This window comes from Levilactobacillus sp. LN180102 (assembly GCF_050106635.1).
Classification (GTDB): domain Bacteria; phylum Bacillota; class Bacilli; order Lactobacillales; family Lactobacillaceae; genus Levilactobacillus; species Levilactobacillus brevis.
In genome coordinates, this window is the sequence record NZ_JBNIIX010000009.1 from 91,717 (window position 1) to 108,900 (window position 17,184).

Sequence of the window (17,184 nt, forward strand, 5' to 3'; positions counted from 1 at the left end):
AAACAATTCAGCGAAAAAGTCAACACTTTTGAAAAAGTGTCACATTTTTTTGCTAGAACCGTTAAAATTGGATCGGCTAGTCTTACCCGAAGAAAAGCGGTACACTGTGGGATGTACTTATAATAAGGAGTGGTCAATGTATGAAAGTAGCCAAGCATCTGTCGGCTTGTACGTCAGTATTAGTAGGTAAGCAAGCGTCAGTTGATGGGTCAACGATGATTGCCCGTAATGATGACACGTTTTTACCCTTAACGCCACAGCGATTTTACGTGCATCCAGCCGAAAAAAATCAACCTAAGCGGACGTGGGTGTCTAATCAAAATGGATTTACAGCGCCAATTCCGAGCGACGGGTATCGGTATTTAGCAACTCCTAACGTTGAAGTTGATAAAGAAGGGGTCTACGCGGAAAGTGGCTTTAATGAAAAGAACGTGGCGATGAGCGCGACCGAGAGTGTCTATGGCAATCCAGCTGCTTTAGCAATTGATCCACTAGTTCAAAATGGGCTGGCGGAAGACTCATTGCAGACGATGGTCTTGCCATACATCAACTCTGCTCGTGATGGTGTCCGTTATCTGGGGCAGTTGATTAAGCAATACGGATCGCCAGAAGGCAATGGTGTGTTATTCTCCGATCATGATGAAGTGTGGTATATGGAGATTGTCACCGGACACCATTGGGTTGCCCAACGAATTCCCGATGATGCCTATGCCATTACGGCTAATCAAGTTGCTATTCAACAGGTGAGTTTTGATGATCCCGATAACTTTATGTTTTCTGATGGGATTCAAGACTTCGTTACTGAGAATCACTTGAATCCGGACCAAGCTGGCTGGAACTTCCGGCATATTTTTGGAACGGATACCGAAAAGGATCGACACTATAACACGCCACGAGTTTGGTTTGGGCAACGTTATTTGAATCCAGAAATCGAACAAGATCCGCAATCTAGTGATTTACCATTTATCTGTCGGACTAGTCATAAGATTAGTGTCGAAGACGTTGAGTATATTTTAAGCTCACACTACAATGAAACGAAGTATGATCCCTTTGGTCAGGGTGCTGAAGCAGATCGATTGAAGTTCCGACCAATCTCAATGAACCGGACACAAAACTCCCATGTCTTACAGTTGCGCAATGATGTTCCGGCTGACCGTTCGGCAATCTTTTGGCTGTGTTTTGGGGTACCAGCATTCAGTCCATACGTCCCATTCTTTGCGAATGTAACGGATACTGACCCAACTTACAGTGATACACCCGTTCGCTTGGATGATCAGAGCGCTTACTGGATGTACCGGAAGTTGTCAATGATTGTTGAATCACATTACAGTCATTTTATCGAACAAGACACTGATTACTTAACCGCCACCAAACAACAACTGCGGACGCACGTGGCTAAAACCTTAGCCGATGCTGCGGCGTTGACGGGAGATGAGCTGACCGCTTATTTGACGGCCCAAAATCACCAAATTGTTGCTGCAATGCGGCAGTCGACAACGCAATTTACGAATGAGTTGATTGAAAAAGGGCTAACCCTCTCTAAGCTAACGTTCAACATGGATAAAAATTTATAAGGATTAGCTGGCAGCTTTATCGCCTTAAAACGAGCCGGGGACAGAAGTCTCGGGCTCGTTTTGCGTTACCAAATATTGGGTGCCAAAACGGGCGCCAGCTAACCGCCTTTTATCCCACTCTCGTTTTGAGGGACTAGTGGTTAGGACTGTTTATGATAAATGGGATATTTAATTTTCAAAAAATCTTCACACTTTGACCGTAGTCTATACAAAACTTTTCGTAATAATAAGAATATAGTAATAGACGGAATTATTTATTTACGCGATAACGGAGGACGCTATCATGAAGAGAAAAGAGATGACGAAGATTGTGCTGACAGACCAAGCAGGTTTAACAGCACAACAAGCGAAGCAGCAATTAGAACAGGTAGGCGCTAATGAATTAGTGGCCGCTAAGAAGCCAGCTTTATGGCGGCAAGTTATCCGCCATTTGAGTGATGTTTCATCGATGGTCTTGTTATTTGCCGTGGGCTTGGCCAGCTATATGGCGATTGCTCAGGGGGGTGGCTGGACGAAGCCAGTAGTTATTGGGGTGATTCTGGTGATCAACGTAATCATTGGGTTGTATCAGGAAGCCTCAGCAGAGAAAGCTTTAGCTGCCTTACAATCGATGAGCTTGCCAACAACCACTGTCCGCCGAGATGGAGTGGCCCAAACACTGGCGGCTAAAGAAGTGGTTCCTGGTGATTTGGTCTTACTAAAGGCTGGTGACCAGGTTCCGGCCGATGGTGTCGTCCTTGAGAGCACCAACTTAGCTATTGATGAAGCCGTTTTGACTGGTGAAAGTGTACCAGTCGTCAAGATTAAGTTGAGCGATCAGTCGGCCGTGGCAACCGAACAACAGGTTTTTTCTGGAACGGCAGTGACAGCCGGAACTGCGGTCGTCCAAGTGACCACCACCGGAATGGCAACGGAATTGGGGCAAATTGCCGGATTGCTGAACAAGACAAAGAAGCGGGCCACCCCATTACAAAGCCGGCTCAATCGCCTGTCGGGGTGGTTAACCACCTTTGCCGTATTGGGAGGGCTCGTGATCTTTGGCCTCAGTATTTGGATGCAAAATCAAGGCTTAGCAGATAGCCTGATGATTGGAATCTCATTAGCCGTGGCGGCCGTACCAGAAACGCTTCCCATTATTGTGACCATTAGTCTAGCACACGGTGTTAAGCGAATGGCAAAACGCAACGCGATTATGCGCCGGGTAAATGCCGTGGAAACCATTGGTGGTGTTGATGTGATTGCCTCCGATAAGACGGGAACATTAACACAAAATCAAATGACGATTACCCACTATTGGACGCCAACTGCCAAGCAAGCAATGCCGGCCGATCAACTAGATTCGGCTGGTAAAGACTTGATGCGGTATTTAGGTTTGGCGACAAACGCTGAGATTCAGCTGGTGAATGGTCAAGAGGAAACGCATGGTGATCCGACAGAGTTGGCTATTGTGCGCTGGCTAGATGCCCATGGTTTTAGTCGACAACAGTTTGAAAAAACGGCTCCCCGAGTTGCGGAAGATCCGTTTGACTCGACCAAAAAGACGATGGCAACAATTCATCAATTAGCAGATGGCCAACAACTGGTGATTGTGAAAGGGGCCTTTGATCGATTACCAATTAGCTGGACGAGTGATCAGGCAGCTGCGGCTAAACGCGTTCATGATGAATTTGGTCGCCAAGCACTGCGGGTATTGTCGGTGGGCTATAAGGTACTACCGACGGCGGCTACACAGGACTGGGCTGATTTGACGAAGGATCTCACATTTGCTGGTTTGGTGGGAATCATTGATCCACCGCGGCCAGAAGTGATTCCGGCAATTAGAGAGGCTAAACGTGCTGGGATTAAGCCGGTCATGATTACGGGTGATCACATGGTCACGGCTTCAGCGATTGCAAAGGAAATTGGGCTATTAACACCGGGGCAACTAGTGATGTCTGGTGATGAACTTCGAACGTTGTCCGATGCTGAATTGGCAGCCCAAATTGAGGATATTGCCGTTTATGCCCGTGTGTCACCGACTGATAAGATTCGAATTGTACAGGCTTGGCAACAAGCAGGGAAAACGGTCGCCATGACCGGAGATGGGGTGAATGATGCTCCCGCTCTGAAAGCCGCAGACGTTGGTATTGCCATGGGGATTACGGGAACGGAAGTGTCCAAAGGTGCGGCCGACATGGTGTTGACAGATGATAATTTTGCCACAATCATTGCGGCGGTACGTGAAGGCCGGACCGTTTATCAAAATATCTTGAAAGCCGTTGAATTCTTGGTCGGCGTTAACTTTGCCCAAATTTTCTTAATGGTTGGAGCTGTCCTGATGGGATGGGGGGCACCATTGCTTGCAGAACAACTACTACTAATTAACGTTCTTGCTGATGGTATTCCAGGCTTCTACATTAGCCGGGAACCAGGAGAAAAAGAAGCGATGGCCCAACCACCAGTATCCAATGATGAAAGTTTGTTTGCCCGGGGCCTGGGCGGCCGATTGGCAATACGAGCAGTGACCTTTACGATCTTAACGCTGGGAATCTATGCCATTGGCCGTTTCGGACTGACGGCTGGACAGACCACGTTGGGTATGACCATGGTCTTCCTAGTATTGGCAGTCGGCTCGATGATCGATATCTATGCGATTAAAGACCGACAACCGCTCACCTTAGCGAGTCTCAAGCGTAACCCGGTACTAAATGGGGCGATGCTCATTGCGATTGCGGTGGTAATCGCAATCGCCACGATTCCGGGTCTTCAAGGAATGTTTGGCCTGGTGACAATGCCCGCCATTGCTTGGCTCATTGTCATCCCTGCGATGTTTATCCCAACGATTATTTTAGAAATTGCTAAGCGTTGGCAACGACGAAGTGCCCAACTTTTAACGACCGAAATCGATTAATCCATTAAAAAAGCTCCTACTAGACTGTCTAGTGGGAGCTTTTGCCTGTTTAAAGTGTATCAGTTTTAACCAAGTGGACATAGCGAGCGTTAATATACATTTTCGGCCCGATTTGATACCAAACCAGGTGTTGATCGTCCACGATACGACCACGAATGTCTAGTGGGGCACCATGCTCAAGCGTCCCAGCGACTTCACCATAAGGTGCTTGGTAGCAAGTGACGGCTTTTCCTGGGACATAATCGACGCTACCTAAGCGGTCAAATGACTGTGGGTGCCAAGTCGGCGGTTGTGGTAAGGCAAGATTGACCAGTGGGTGTTCACGACGTGTGGTCTCCTGCGCGATTAACCACTGTTCTCCACCCAAGTTATACCAGACATCACCATTAGTGAGGGTAATAACGATGAAGAGGCGCCAAAGCGAGTGGGCTGGAAATTGGTACCCGTATTTGCGGCCGTTGGGTTCATCAAAAACGGCATGGTCGGTATCTAAAAGGACATATTGGTTGACGCGTTGAACGGTCTGCCAGGAATTTCGGCGATAATAATAAACAATCTGACCAGTTTGGTCAGAAAAAGCCCCTCGTTGGCTGCCCTGTGCTTGAAAAATGTGGTAATTGGCCATGGCTGGTGGTGTGAGGTTGAAGGCTTGACCCAATCGGCCACGGTGAATTTGTGGCAACGTCAATAAGCGGTTAGTATCGTAGTCAACCAAATAAGCAATAATGGGTTGGCCCCATTGACGAACGTAGACTAAAGAAGTCAGACTGTAGCGACTTAAATATTCCTGAGTAAATCCGTGAATGTCTTGAAGTGCATATCCTGGAATTTCAGGAAAGCGTAAGTGGACGGGACCGTGTAGTGGTCCCGTCAGAACCAGTGCCGGTTGCAAGGGCCGATCACGTTCGTCCACTAGCCGGACAACTAAAGTCGCGGTTGGTAGTTGACTAGTATCGATCTGTTTAGTGGGTGTTGGTTGAGCTATCAGACGGACCGATGAATCCGATGGGGCAGGAATGGGGGCTGGTGATGCTGGTTTTGTAGGGGGCGTTGCTCGCCGACGATTGTGTTGCGGGCGAGTCTGCCGTGTGGGTTCAATCATGCGTCGTAACCAGTCAAAAAAAGCCATTCCGTGTCACCTCCTGAAGTTTCCTTTAAAACCCAGTATACCGCATTCTAAGAATCAGTGGCAGACTCTTTTTAAGTCAGGCGATAGCGACAAGACACAAAAACACGATGATCAGTGACGATCATCGTGTTTTTATCAATTTAATTACGCTTGGGAAGAATCTGATTTTTCAGAAGTTGATTTATTAGTTGCCGTATCAGCAGCTAAAACAATCTTGCCATCTTCAATCTTAGCGACGAGGTTCTTGACATCGGCATGATCCAAGTAGAAGTCGGCAATACGATCTTCGATTTCCTCTTGAATGACACGTCGAAGTGGTCGAGCACCCATTGCTGGATTATAGCCCTTAGTAACCAATTGATCTTCAACAGGTTCTGTGACGTGGATATGCAGACCTTGTCCTGCCAACATGGTATTCACATCGTCAATCATTAAATCAACAATGTGCATGAGGTTTTCCTTACTCAAAGCGTTGAATTCGATGATATCGTCGAAACGGTTTAAAAATTCTGGCTTAAAGTAATTGGTCAAGTTACCCAAGACGGAGTGGGTGGTTCCCTCAGCGGCAGCCCCGAAGCCAACATTAGCTTCAGCGTCACCGGTACCGGCATTACTGGTCATAATGATTAGTGTATCTTTGAAGGATACGGTTCGACCTTGTGAGTCGGTTAGACGACCATCATCTAGGATTTGCAAGAACATGTTCATCACGTCTGGATGCGCCTTTTCGATTTCATCGAGAAGGACTAACGTATACGGATGCCGACGAACTTGTTCAGTCAATTGACCGGCTTCTTCATACCCAACGTAGCCAGGCGGTGAACCAATCAATTTAGAAATTGAATGTGGTTCCATATATTCGGACATGTCAAACCGAATCATGGCTTCTTGAGAGCCAAAGAGCTCATTGGCTAACTGCTTAGCTAACTCGGTCTTACCAACACCGGTTGGGCCGACAAATAGGAAAGACCCGATCGGACGTCCAGTACCATTTAAACCAATTCGATTTCGCCGGATTGCCCGAGCAACCTTATCAACAGCTTCGTTTTGGCCAATGACGTGTTTTTCGAGGTCACTTGCTAAACTCTTCAGCTGATGTTGTTCCTTGGCCTGCAACTCACCAACTGGGATCGCTGTCTTTTCTTCAACAATGTCTTGCATGTCTTTGACAGTGACTTCAGCTGATTGGTTCTGGTCAGCATTAGCAGCGGACTCTTTGGACTTTTCCAACTTGGAGACTTGGTCGCGGTAGTAAGCGGCCTTCTCGTAGTCTTCCTGCTTCAAAGCGGCTTGTTTTTGCTGTTCAGCAGCTTGAATCTTTTCATCAATCGCTTTGGGATCGGCCACGTTAATGGTTAAGTTCTTACGAGAACCGGCTTCATCCAAGAGATCAATGGACTTATCAGGAAGATAACGATCCTGGATATACCGATCAGATAATCGAACGGCAGCCTCAATGGCGTCATCAGTGTAGTGAACGTGATGGTAATCTTCGTACTTCTTTTGAATACCTTGTAAAATCTTGATGGCTTCATCGGCACTAGGTTCATCCACCGTTACCGGTTGGAATCGCCGAGCAAGGGCTTGATCCTTTTCAATATCTCTGTATTCATTTAAAGTCGTTGCCCCGATTAATTGGAAGTCGCCACGAGCCAGCGCTGGCTTCAAAACGTTACCGGCGTCCATGCCGCCTTCAGCGTTACCAGCACCCATAATCTCATGAATTTCATCAATAAAGAGGATGATATCCGGATTGGACTGGACTTCTTTCATTAATTGTTGCATGCGTTGCTCGAACTGACCCCGAATCCCGGTTCCTTGAACCAAGGATACGACATCTAGCCGAATAATTTGCTTGTTGGTTAGCTTTTCGGGAACGTTACCTTCAACGATCCGTTCTGCTAAGCCTTCGACGACCGCCGTTTTACCAACCCCGGCTTCACCGATCAAAACCGGATTGTTCTTGGTGCGTCGGTTCAAAATTTCAATGACTTGTGCTGTTTCCTTGTCCCGGCCGATAACCGGATCAATTTTACCGTCTTTAGCCAACTGGGTTAGGTTCAACCCGTATTGACTAAGCAGGCCGTTGCCATTACCACCTTGGTTACCCGTTGGTTGAGTTGGCTGGCCTGGTTGTGCATTAGGTTGTCGGTAGTCAGCTTGATCGTGGCTTCCGCTTTGCATTGCGCGGAAGATATCATCTAAGTTACCGAAACCAAATGGATCTTGTGCCATACGGCCACCTCCATTTCCAGAGTTGTTTTGCTGCTGCTTTAGCAATTGATAACAATTTTGGCATAGGTCAACTTGTTGCCGCTGTCCGTTCACGCTCATGTAGAGGTGAATGGTTGCTTCATTGCGGTGGCAATTTTGACATAGCATTTTGTCGTCTCCTTTCATGCCTGGAATTATCGTGGGTTACCCCACGCAGGTCTGTCGATGAAAGGCTTGACCTTTCTTGACCATTGACCATATTATACCGCGTTGATTTCTGGGTGCAAGTATTTAGCTTGCACGAAAAACGCCGTCAACTGGGGCATTTCCAGCGAACGCCTTCATTCTAGCACTCTCGTCAATAGAATGCTAAAATCATTGTTAGATTTCATTAAATTTTCAAATATTTTGACGCTTGGTGTGTTTCCCCGTAAAATATGGAAGAACTGAAAAAAGGAGATGACATTGTGACAAAAGATTTTACGGCATTGATGAACCAACTTAAAGATCAGAAAATTGAGCAGTTTGAAGTCACACCGGAAGAGTTTCCAGCCTTTCAAAAAGCATTCATGGCTTTCGACACGCGTAAACGCGTGATTGGTCAGGCTGAAAAAGGGGGAACATTGATTTACCACTACGATCAAGATACGGGAAATGATGGTGAATAGTGTTTTTTTGATGTAAGCGGTTCATGAATGCTTGTAATTTAGTGGCGAGATTGATATTCTTAGAGAGTAGGCGTTGTTCGTGGAATGGTTGTTTGACCAATGCGCAAGGTCAACGCGAGTGATGCTCAAAAAGAAGTCAACCTAAGCTTAAAGGAGATCGATCAATTATGGAAAAACGCGAATTTCATGTTACTGCAGAAACAGGTATCCATGCACGTCCCGCTACGTTATTAGTACAGGCTGCTAGCAAGTTTAACTCAGAAGTTAGCTTGCAATACCAAGACAAGTCCGTGAACTTGAAGTCTATCATGGGCGTTATGTCATTAGGTGTTGGCCAAAATGCTGAAATCACGATCACAACTGATGGTGATGACGAAGCCGACGCTATGAATGCTGTAGCTGAAACATTGAAAAAAGAGGGTTTATCTGACTAATGAGAGCGATGCTCAAGGGAATTGCCGCTAGTGATGGGGTTGTTTGCGGTCATGTATTTCGCTACAGCGAACCGGATCTATCTATCACCAAACGGTCAATCACTAATCTTGATCACGAATTAAATCGATTCCATCAGGCCCTTGAAGCAGCCGTCTCCGAAGTTGAGATGATTAAAACTCGTGCAACTAAAAACCTGGGCGCTGATAGTGCCCAGGTTTTTAGTGCCCATATTGCCATGCTCCAGGACCCGGAATTCATTAAATCAGTTGAAGATGAGATAGCTCGGCAGCGGTGTAACGCCGAGGCAGCGCTAGCAACGGTGGTCACCGATTATGGTGCCTCATTGGCGAAATTAACGGATAATCCATATATGCAAGAGCGGATCACTGACTTGCATGACATTAGTAAACGAGTAACGGCCCACTTATTGGGCATCAAGTTACCCGATCTGGCATTGCTAGATCGGCCAGTGATTGTGGTAACCCATGATTTAATTCCGAGTGATACAGTTTCGGTTGATGCTAAGTACATCCTCGGTTTTGTCACGGATCTTGGTGGACGGACGTCACATTCATCAATTCTGGCCCGCTCACTGAATATTCCAGCGGTTGTTGGCACCCAGACGGCCACGGCTGATTTAGCGACCGATGAGATGGTTATTATTAATGGGACAACAGGGAGTGTCATTAGTGAACCCACTGCTGCGGAAATTGCAACGGCCAAGCAAGCCATGGCAGATCGGCAAGCTAATCGTGTGCGGCTGGCCAAGCTACGTCACCATCAAACGGTCACTAAGGATGGGATAGGTGTGACGTTGGCTGCCAACATGGGTACCGCTAATGATATTCCTAGTGTGCTTGATAATGGTGCAGAGGCAGTCGGGCTGATGCGTACGGAATTTCTGTATATGGACGCGGAGCGTGTCCCTACAGAAGATGAGCAATTCGCCATCTATCGGCAGGTTGTGTCGGCGTTAGCACCACGGCCAGTTGTGATTCGGACGTTGGATATTGGCGGTGATAAGCCGCTACCTTACTTGCACCAGGCACCAGAAGCAAATCCATTTATGGGTGAACGGGCTATTCGTCAGAGTTTAGCCCATCAACCATTATTTCGGAGTCAGTTGCGCGCGTTAATTCGAGCGTCAGCGTATGGTCATTTGCGAATTATGTTTCCGATGATTGCCACCTTAGATGAATTTCGTCAGGCCAAAGCCATCTATGATGACGAACGATCGAAATTGACAACCGCTCAGGTTCCGATGGGAAAGATTGACGTCGGGATGATGGTTGAGGTGCCAGCTGCGGCGATGTTAGCCGATCGGTTCGCTCAGGAGGTAGACTTCATGAGCATTGGTACCAATGACTTAATCGGATATGCCATGGCTGCTGACCGCACCAACCAAGATGTTGCCTATCTCTATCAGCCGTACCATCCGGCTGTCTTAAGGCTAGTGGATCGCATCGTTCGCGCGGGCCATGCTGCTGGAATTCCGGTGGCAATGTGTGGCGAGATGGCTGGAGATCCAATTGCGGTACCAATCTTATTGGGAATCGGGTTAGATGAGTTTTCAATGGGAGCCGGATCGATTTTAAAAACCCGGCAACTTATGGGAACTTTAAATGTTCATGAACTACAGTCGTTGGCGGATACAGTGCTCAATTCAACGAGTACAAGCCAAGAAGTGATTACAATGGTTCAGGCTGCTGTACCAGGGATTCTGGACGTACGGTAGATGAAATGATGATGGGACGTTTGCATGACCTGATGACTAAGGGCATGTCAAACGTCTTTTTTTATAATCAGGGTTTTTGGTTGTGGTTTGCAATCACTTAGGCAAACCCATATAATTGTGATGATTGTACAAAGCGAAACGCCAAACTATTTTAGCCAAACACAAGACGCAAGGGGGATTGGCAATGAACATTGGCATATTTACAGATACCTATTTCCCTCAAGTAAGTGGGGTAGCGACGTCGATTAAAACGCTACGGGATCAGCTGGAAAAGCAAGGACATCAAGTTTATATTTTTACCACAACGGATCCGCACGTGGAACGCAACGTGTATGAACGGAATGTCTTTCGATTCTCCAGTATTCCGTTTGTGTCCTTTACGGATCGGCGAATCGCCGTTCGGGGATTGTTTCAGGCTTATCAGATTGCCAAAGAATTAAATTTGGACGTGGTGCATACCCAAACTGAGTTTTCAATGGGGTGGATTGGTAAGTTCGTTGCGCGTAACTTAGAAATTCCCTGTCTACATACGTACCATACAATGTATGAAGACTATCTACATTATGTGGCTAATGGGAAAATTTTGAAGCCAGTTCACGTTAAACAGGGGACATTAGCCTTTTGCTATCATCTGAGCGGGGTGGTTGCCCCTAGTGATCGGGTTTTGACCACCCTGACGGATTATGGGGTTAAGACACCGATTCGGGTGATTCCAACAGGGGTAAATTTGCATCAGTATGAGCAACCAGATACGGCAGACTTACGCAAAAAATTGGGTTATCAACCGGATACGCCGGTGATTTTGTCGTTAAGTCGTTTAGCCTATGAGAAGAATATTAAGGCAAGTATTGCAGCTTTGCCCCGGATTCTAGCGCAGGTACCGACTGCACAATTGTTAATTGTGGGGGATGGCCCGGCACGAGAAGATTTGGAGCAACAGGCAAAAGATGCGCAGTTAATGGACCATATCACTTTCACGGGTGAGATTGATAATGATGAGGTCTTTCGCTACTATCACATGGCCAATGTTTTCCTGTCATCGTCAGACTCTGAATCACAAGGGTTGACCTACATCGAAGCGATGGCTGCGGGGACCAAAATTGTGGTCATGACTAGTCCATATACAGATGAATTATTATCTAGCCGCACGTTAGGTGTGACTTTCACGACACAAGATGAACTGGTTGAAAACGTGGTGGATTACTTGCTTCATGGGGATGACGAGCAAGATCCAGATCTTTTAGCACAGAAATTGGCGGAAATTTCCGCGGATACATTTGGTCAGCACATTATTGAATTCTATCAAGATGCGCAGGTCAGCTATGAAGAGTCGCACGAAGACACCCCAGACTTTACGGATTAAGGGAGTTATTGAATGTTAAAAATCAACATGTTTTCTGCAGCTGATTCTGTTAAGGGTCAGGGCGTGGGGAGTGCGTACAATGAACTGATGAATTTGCTGAAGACTCACTTGAACCAAGAGTTTGACGTGTCGGTCAATCGATACCGGCGAGTAGACATCACGCACTACCATACGATTAACTTTTCCTATTACTTATCTACTTTTCTGCCGCATCGTGGGCGTAAAATTGGTTATGTACATTTTCTACCGGAGACTTTGGAGGGAAGTTTGAAAATCCCCCAGCCATTCCGGTCAATTTTTTACGCCTATGTGTTGGCTTTCTATCGGCGGATGGACCACATTGTTGTGGTGAACCCGACGTTTATTCCGAAGCTCGTTGCTGCAGGAATCCCGGCCGAACGGGTGACGTATATTCCTAACTTTGTGAGTCGAGACGAATTTTATCCAGTAACTGTTGAGCAAAAGCAGGCCTTACGGCAACAGTATGGGTATGCGACTGATCGATTTACGATTCTAGGTATCGGTCAGATTCAAGAGCGAAAGGGCTTGTTTGATTTCATTAAATTAGCCCGAAATAATCCCAGCTATCAATTCATTTGGGCTGGTGGCTTTTCATTTGGTCGGATGACGGACGGGTATGCCGAACTCAAAAAGGTGGTCGATAACCCACCTGCTAACTTGAGCTTTCCGGGAATCGTCGATCGGGATAAGCTAGTTGATTATTATAATTTAGCTGATTTATTCCTACTACCGTCATTCAATGAACTGTTTCCGATGTCGGTACTTGAAGCCTTTAGTACGGGAACGCCCGTGTTGCTACGGGATCTTGATTTGTACCAAGCTATTATTGCGGGAGATTATCAACCCGCTAAGGATTATGCTGAAATGGACGAACAGCTGCATCGTTTAGCGGCAGATCCGCAAGCACTAGCCCACTGGCGGCAACAGAGCTTGGCGGCGGCAGATCGGTACTCAGAAGAACATTTAACACAGATTTGGCGAGAATTCTATACGCAACAGGCAAAAGAGAGGTAACTGCATGTCACGACGAAATAAATGGGTATTGGCGTTAATGTTTCTTTTAGGCATTGCGATTTTTACCTACTCGCTGCGAGACATCAAGTTTTCCGTCTTGGTCAGTGATTTTGTACACATCAATTTTTGGTGGTTTGGCGTTGCCATCTTGTGTATGGTGATGTATTTGGGATTAGAAGCGTGGATTGTTAAAGTGTTTATCTCAGATCGAATTCAAGGGTTTACGTTTAAAGATGCTATCCGAATTCCAATGGTAGAACAATTGTTCAATGGTATTACGCCGTTTTCTTCTGGCGGTCAACCGGCACAGTTAATTGCCTTGATGCAAACGGGGGTTGATGCTGGTAAAGCCAGTTCGGTCTTGCTGATGAAATTTGTGGTGTATCAATCAATGATTGTTATCAATTTCTTGTTTGCGTTAGTGATTGGGTTCAATCAGATTCAAGATAAATTACACGCATTAGTCTGGTTAGTTGTGTTTGGCTTTAGCATCCATTTGGCCGTGATTGTCGGCCTGTTGATGGTGATGTTTTGGCACGCCTTTACCAAAAAAGCCGTGGCCGTTATTTTGAAGCCAGTACGGTGGTTTATAAAGGCTGAGCGTTTTGATCGAATGGAAGCCAATATTAACGAAAAAATTGACTCATTTTATGCGGAGAGTGTCCGGATTAGTGGGCAGTGGAAGCTCATGCTACGGGTTTTTGTCATCACGTTCTTTCAGTTGCTGTTTTATTACTTAATTCCGTATTTTATTATGCTAGCGCTGGGATATACCACAGCGAACATCGTCATGGTTACCTGCCTACACATCCTCATCGTGATGGTCATTTCACTATTTCCTATTCCAGGGGGCTCCGGCGGTGCGGAATATAGCTTTGAGATGATTTTTAAAAGTTACATTTCCTCAAACAGTAAGTTAGTACTGGCTATGATACTCTGGCGACTCTTAACGTATTATTTGGGGATGCTGGCTGGCCTGGTGGCAATGGTCGTTCGTCCAGACAAGGTAGTTGAAGAGCCTAATTCAGGAAATGAATGAGATTTTCTGGATTAAGGCGTGCCATCAGCGCACAAGTTTGGTAAAATCATAGTTGAAAGCTAGAAAGGGGACCAACCATGGAAGAATCTCAATTGATTGGCATCATTAATCGCTTAAAGGCGATGCAAGAAGATGCAACTGACGAGCCACAACCCCGTCGTTTTGAAAAAGAAGGCGTGGAACAAGCACTGGTTGTCTTCAACCAAGCAACACATACGTACACGCTAACTGAACATAATCCGGAAACGACATTTGAGTTTGATAACATCGACTTAGTGGCAATCGAATTGTTTGATTTACTGACGGATAACTAACAAAACTATGGGTGACATAGTTTTGTTTTTTTTTCGATGAAAGATTGAATTTTTTCAAAGGTTCAGCAATCAGATTGATTACCAGCTGATATCAGCTATACTTTAGGGATGTTAATTATTTTGTGGAGGCAGTCGCATGGCGAACTTTTTTAAGCGAAGGATGAGTTGGGTAAATACCCGAATGGGCTTTTTCCTGTTAACAATTGGTTTATTCTGGGTAAAAACGTATATTGCCTATCAAACCGAATTTACATTAGGAGCGAAGGGTAGTGTGCAGCAGTTCTTGCTGCTGATAAATCCGTTACCGGCTGCGTTACTGGTATTTGGGATTGCGTTATACTTCCGTGGTCGGTTGGCCTATTGGCTGATGATGATCATTAATGTGTTGGAATCAACCTGGATCTTTGCCAACGTCCTATATTATCGTGAATTTTCAGATTTCTTGTCGTTTGGAATTATGAAAGGTTCCAGCGATGTGGGAAATAACTTGGGTAAGAGTTTAGCGCAGATTACACACGTTTATGATTTCTTTGTGTATGTAGATATTATTGTTTTAATTATTCTGTTAGTGACACACGTTATCCGGATTGATGCTCGGCCGTTTAAACGACGGTACGCCCTTTCAATCACGGTGCTATCGTTTGGTTTGATGTTTGCCGAATTTGGGATGGCTAATGCCGATCGGTCTGGTTTGTTGACTCGGACGTTTGATAATAACTATATCGTTAAATACTTAGGCTTGAATGAGTATGCCGCGTTTAATGCTTATCAGACGCAAAAGGAAAGCGCCACACGGGCAAGTGCTAATGCTAGTGATATGAAGAGTGTGTTGAAGTACCTCAAACAGAACCGTGTTAGCCCAAATGTTTCTTATTATGGAAAAGAAAAAGGAAAAAACGTCTTTGTCATTCATTTGGAGAGCTTCCAGCAGTTTCTGATTGACTATAAGGTTAATGGCAAAGAGGTGACCCCTAATCTGAATAAGTTTTATCATAATCAGAATACCTTGTCATTTGATAACTTTTATAATCAAGTAGCCCAAGGGAAGACGTCGGATGCCGAAATGATGTTAGAGAACTCACTCTTTGGGTTACCCCAAGGGTCAGCTATGACGACTTACGGGACACAAAACACGTTCCAAGCGGCACCGGCTATTTTGAGTCAGCAAGCAGGTTATACAACAGCGGCGTTTCATGGGGATGTGCCTAGTTTCTGGAATCGGGATAATACGTATAAGTCATGGGGCTATCAATACTTCTTTAGCTCCAGCTACTACACCGAAAAATCCGGTTATTCAGTTGGTTATGGCCTCAAAGATAAGATTTTCTTCAAGCAATCAGCCAAGTATATTGAGCAGTTACCCCAACCGTTCTATGCTAAGTTGATCACGTTAACCAATCACTATCCTTATGAATTAGATAAGAAGAATACTGATTTTCCGGCAACCAAGACTGGTGATAAGACCGTTGATCCTTATGTACAGACGGCACACTATTTGGATCAGGCTTTTGGGGAGTTTATGACGTATCTCAAAAAAGCAGGTCTCTACAAGAATAGTATGATTGTTGCATATGGGGACCATTACGGTATTTCAAATAATCACCGACCAGCAATTGCCCAACTGTTGGGGAAGAGCAAAGTCACGAACTTTGATTTGGCTCAATTCCAGAAGGTTCCGTTCATGATTCATGCGGCAGGTCTCAAGGGGGGCATCAATCATACGTATGGTGGTGAAATTGATGTCTTACCAACGTTATTGGATCTGTTGGGCGTGAAGAATACGGACACAATTCAGTTCGGACAGGACTTGCTAGCGAAGAACCGCAATCAAACCGTTGCGTTCCGGAATGGGAACTTTATCTCACCAACCTATGCGAAAATTGGGGGGACAGTTTATGATACCAGGACTGGCAAGGCACTGTCGTTAACGACAGCACAAAAGAAGACAGTGGATAAGATGCAAAACCATGTCACAACGGAATTATCACTTTCTGATCGAGTGATTTATGGAGACTTGTTACGATTCTATACGCCCAAGAACTTTACCAAAGTTGATAAGTCATCCTTTACCTACAAGTACAAGCCAGCTATGGAGAAACTAGCTGAGGCGGAAAAGAAGGAAAAGACGAGTGCTTTAGTGAAGAACAAGGGGAAAGAAACCACATATAAGACGGATGCACCAGAATTAAAGTAGAAAAAAGGTAATGTAATGGCGGTAACTTTGCTGTTGCATTACCTTTTTTGTAGTTAAGGTGATGCGTACGCAAATAATTTCAGTAAATATTCATTTTTCCCTTGACCCTGACAATAGAAATTGGTAAACTATTTTCTGTTGTCAATTAACGGAAACAAACATGGTTTGTCCGGCAATTGATTGCAAATCAAGTAATTGAAAAAAAGACTTGACGGTCTGTGAGATTCTTGATATAGTAGTAAACGTTGTTGAGAATATTTATTCACTTCTTCACCAAAACGTCTATATTTATTCAAAAAGATGTTTAAAAAGAAGTTGACATGATTTTATCAGCATGATATACTTTAAAAGTTGTCACGGAGCACTTACTTCTGATAACTTGGTAGACCTTTGAAAACTGAACATTGTTTCGACAAACCAAATATGTGTAGGGCGGTTTGATTTTAGAATCAAACCCAAACAATATTTGCAAAGTCAATTCGCTTTTAAAAATGTAACAACAATCGATGAGCTTACTTAAGTTCTCATCATAAGATGAGAGTTTGATCCTGGCTCAGGACGAACGCTGGCGGCATGCCTAATACATGCAAGTCG

The 17,184-nt window shown here is 45.3% G+C and carries 12 protein-coding genes and 1 rRNA gene; 11 read left to right on the plus strand and 2 right to left on the minus strand.

The window, feature by feature from the left end:
• The first annotated feature begins 140 nt into the window (after nucleotides 1–140).
• Nucleotides 141–1,574 (plus strand): C69 family dipeptidase, encoded by a 1,434-nt coding sequence (locus tag ACP4IT_RS07070; RefSeq protein ID WP_011668262.1) that lies wholly within the window; start codon nucleotides 141–143, stop codon nucleotides 1,572–1,574.
• A 283-nt stretch (nucleotides 1,575–1,857) separates the two neighbouring features.
• Nucleotides 1,858–4,464: a cation-translocating P-type ATPase gene (locus ACP4IT_RS07075; RefSeq protein ID WP_011668261.1), complete on the plus strand. Its 2,607-nt coding sequence runs from the start codon at nucleotides 1,858–1,860 to the stop codon at nucleotides 4,462–4,464.
• Nucleotides 4,465–4,513: 49 nt separating this feature from the next.
• On the opposite strand, the gene ACP4IT_RS07080 is transcribed toward ACP4IT_RS07075, so the two are convergent.
• Together ACP4IT_RS07080 and ACP4IT_RS07085 are read right to left on the minus strand one after the other, a co-directional pair.
• Entirely contained in the window at nucleotides 4,514–5,593 is a 1,080-nt protein-coding gene (locus ACP4IT_RS07080; RefSeq protein WP_011668260.1) for a MucBP domain-containing protein, read from the minus strand.
• 144 nt (nucleotides 5,594–5,737) lie between these two features.
• Nucleotides 5,738–7,975, minus strand: a complete 2,238-nt coding sequence (locus ACP4IT_RS07085; protein ID WP_011668259.1) for an ATP-dependent Clp protease ATP-binding subunit — start codon at nucleotides 7,973–7,975, stop codon at nucleotides 5,738–5,740.
• Between the two features lie 299 nt (nucleotides 7,976–8,274).
• Between ACP4IT_RS07085 and ACP4IT_RS07090 the strand changes: the two genes are divergently transcribed.
• The 9 genes from ACP4IT_RS07090 to ACP4IT_RS07130 form a co-directional block, all read left to right on the plus strand.
• Nucleotides 8,275–8,475 (plus strand): hypothetical protein, encoded by a 201-nt coding sequence (locus tag ACP4IT_RS07090; protein ID WP_011668258.1) that lies wholly within the window; start codon nucleotides 8,275–8,277, stop codon nucleotides 8,473–8,475.
• Between the two features lie 167 nt (nucleotides 8,476–8,642).
• A complete protein-coding gene (locus tag ACP4IT_RS07095) occupies nucleotides 8,643–8,909 on the plus strand; it encodes a phosphocarrier protein HPr (protein WP_011668257.1) in 267 nt (88 codons plus the stop codon).
• Nucleotides 8,909–10,645, plus strand: coding sequence for a phosphoenolpyruvate--protein phosphotransferase (ptsP, locus tag ACP4IT_RS07100; protein ID WP_011668256.1), 1,737 nt, complete (start codon nucleotides 8,909–8,911; stop codon nucleotides 10,643–10,645). Before ACP4IT_RS07095 ends, ptsP begins: the two co-directional genes overlap by 1 nt.
• A gap of 184 nt (nucleotides 10,646–10,829) precedes the next feature.
• Nucleotides 10,830–12,008, plus strand: a complete 1,179-nt coding sequence (locus ACP4IT_RS07105; protein ID WP_011668255.1) for a glycosyltransferase family 4 protein — start codon at nucleotides 10,830–10,832, stop codon at nucleotides 12,006–12,008.
• A gap of 12 nt (nucleotides 12,009–12,020) precedes the next feature.
• On the plus strand, nucleotides 12,021–13,043 hold the full coding sequence (locus ACP4IT_RS07110) for a glycosyltransferase family 4 protein (RefSeq protein ID WP_011668254.1): 1,023 nt from the start codon (nucleotides 12,021–12,023) through the stop codon (nucleotides 13,041–13,043).
• Nucleotides 13,044–13,047: 4 nt separating this feature from the next.
• Nucleotides 13,048–14,082: a lysylphosphatidylglycerol synthase transmembrane domain-containing protein gene (locus ACP4IT_RS07115; protein ID WP_011668253.1), complete on the plus strand. Its 1,035-nt coding sequence runs from the start codon at nucleotides 13,048–13,050 to the stop codon at nucleotides 14,080–14,082.
• 77 nt (nucleotides 14,083–14,159) lie between these two features.
• Complete coding sequence (locus ACP4IT_RS07120; protein ID WP_011668252.1) at nucleotides 14,160–14,396, plus strand: YkuJ family protein; 237 nt, start codon at nucleotides 14,160–14,162, stop codon at nucleotides 14,394–14,396.
• Between the two features lie 136 nt (nucleotides 14,397–14,532).
• Nucleotides 14,533–16,590: an LTA synthase family protein gene (locus tag ACP4IT_RS07125; RefSeq protein WP_011668251.1), complete on the plus strand. Its 2,058-nt coding sequence runs from the start codon at nucleotides 14,533–14,535 to the stop codon at nucleotides 16,588–16,590.
• A gap of 530 nt (nucleotides 16,591–17,120) precedes the next feature.
• Nucleotides 17,121–17,184: ribosomal RNA gene (locus tag ACP4IT_RS07130) — 16S ribosomal RNA — on the plus strand; the annotation flags it as partial.